Raw genomic sequence first — 2,430 nt, 5'->3', positions numbered from 1 at the left:
GGATCTGGCGTTTCAGATCGAACAGCGAGCGACGGACGATTCGCTCGCCGAAACCGATTCCACCCTCTCGCAGCTTCGCCAACAACTCGACGCCGCGATCGCGGACGCACGCCGGGTCGTCAATGGCGAACGCGTCGCCCATTGAATTCGGGCGATGACCCGTCGTGATCGCTCGTCACGGTCCAGCAAACTATCGCCACTCCATCGCGGTGTAATCGCGAGATGTCGGGCCATTGTAGACCTGCCGCGGTCGATAAATTCGACTGTTGCTGTCTCGGACTTCTTTCCAGTGCGCGATCCAACCCGGCATCCGGCCGATCGCAAACATCACCGTGTACATGTTCACCGGGATGCCGATCGCTCGCAGCAGAATTCCCGAATAGACGTCGACATTGGGATACAAATTGCGGCTGACGAAATAATCGTCGCTCAGGGCGATCTCTTCCAGCTCTTTGGCGATTTGCAACAGCGGATCGTTGCGTCCCAGTTTGCCCAACACCTTGGGGACGTGGCGGCGAAGAATCTCGGCGCGAGGGTCATAGCTTCGATAGACGCCGTGGCCGAAACCATACAGTTTTTCTTTCTTTTGTTTGACGCGTTCGATCAGCTCCTTGACGCTCATGCCGGAGCTCTTGATCCGTTGCAGTTGGTCCATGACGGCGACGTTGGCCCCGCCGTGCAACGGTCCCCATAGGGCGCAAACGCCGGCGGAACACGACGCAAACAAATTGGCCCCCGATGATCCCACCATCCGAACGGTCGAAGTGGAACAATTCTGCTCGTGGTCGGCATGCAAGATCAGGAACAATGTCAACGCGCGAACGACATCCGGATCGGGTTCGTACGTGCGATTGGGCGTGGAGAACATCAGGTGCAGAAAGTTTCGGCAGTAGCTCAATTCCGGATGCGGGTAGACGAGCGGCTGGCCGGCCGAGGTTCTGTACGCGTAGGCGGCGACAGTGCGGATTTTGGAGATCAATCTGGCGGCGGCATTTTCAAACGAAGCCTCGTCTTCCATCTCCATCACGTCGCCGTTGTAGCACGACAACGTGTTGATCATCGACGACAAGATCGCCATCGGATGGCCATGGGTCGGGTAACCCAGAAACGAGTTCCGCATCCCTTCGTGAATCATCTCGTGCTCGGTCAGCAGCCGCCGAAAATGGGACAAGTGTTCCGCCGAGGGGAGTTCGCCATAGATCAGCAGCAGCGCGGTTTCAATAAAATTGGACGACTCCGCGAGTTGTTCGATCGGAATGCCGCGATAGCGAAGGACCCCTTCTTCCCCGTTGATAAAGGTGATTCCGGAGCGAACCGAACCGGTGTTGCGATAACCCTCGTCCAGGGTGATGAAGCCGGTTTGGCTGCGGAGGTTTGAGATGTCGATTGCACATTCATTTTCGGTCCCGACGACGATCGGCAATTCGACGCGTTTGTCGCCGAGATTGATTTCGGTGGTCTCGTTCAATTCGGTGGTTTCGGTGGCCATGGGAAGATTGATGGGAGGCAAGAGGATCGATGAGCGGCTCAATCACGCACCAAGATGCATCTGACGTGCCGTTGAGCGATCGAAAGTGGGATTCGCCGGGGCGTGCAAACCCGCACAGGCAGGATGTTCAAGAAAACGCGGAAAACTGCAGGCGTTCGGCGGGCTAACCGGCGAGAAGGACGCGCCTCGCCGCGATCGAAATTTTGTCGTTGGCGCGTCGTTCGCTTACAAACCATGCAACCGATGCTGACATGTCATGCAATGCCACGTTGTAAGACCGGAGGGCTCGCGCCCAGCCGCTCAATCGAGATTGAGCGATGCGCGGACGCTGGCACGAACCGGCTGATGGCAAACGAGTATCAGCCGTTTGGCGCGAGCCTACGGGCCCTGCGCTTGTCAAAACCTTGTCGATTTCGCGGTATCGGGCGCACGGCATCACCCCGACGGGGTCCAAGCCAGTAGCCGGAGGTGAGCGAAGCGACACCTCCGGACATCCGGTCCCCGTCAGATGCGACCCCGAAGGGTGTCGAAGCAAATGACGTCGGCGCCCTCGGACCCGGCCAGCCCGCACGCTCAAGCTCACCGATCGACTCCTTCACGAACGCAGACTGCCGCACCGGCCGGAGGATTGATTCGCTGCGACCCCGTCCGGGGTCGAGGGGACTGTGGGACGTGCTTCCCGGAGGTGGCGCTGCGCTGACCTCCGGCTACTCGCTGGCATCCCTCCGGGATACTCGGTTCGCTGCCGCTAACAACAACCGCAGGTGTTAGCGGAACGGCGCAAGCCGTCCGGTGGGCAGCTCAACGACACGTTGAAAGACCGGAGGGCTCGCGCCCTGCCGCTAACAACAACGCAAGGTGGCTCGGAACGCTAGCTTCCGGCGGCGAGGATCAGCAAGAACAGCATGCCGATGGCGGCGACGATCAGGGCGACGGCGATC

General features: G+C 59.5%; 1 protein-coding gene. It reads right to left on the bottom strand.

Annotation, left to right across the window (positions count from 1 at the left end):
* Nucleotides 1–190 precede the first annotated feature (190 nt).
* Nucleotides 191–1,489, bottom strand: coding sequence for a citrate synthase (locus ABX749_RS29650; protein WP_372899214.1), 1,299 nt, complete (start codon nucleotides 1,487–1,489; stop codon nucleotides 191–193).
* Nucleotides 1,490–2,430: the final 941 nt, after the last annotated feature.

The sequence above is a fragment of the Stieleria sp. genome, assembly GCF_041595215.1.
Lineage (GTDB): Bacteria > Planctomycetota > Planctomycetia > Pirellulales > Pirellulaceae > Stieleria > Stieleria magnilauensis.
The sequence above is the reverse complement of the archived record's forward strand: the minus strand, read 5'-3'. Positions and strand labels throughout refer to the sequence as shown.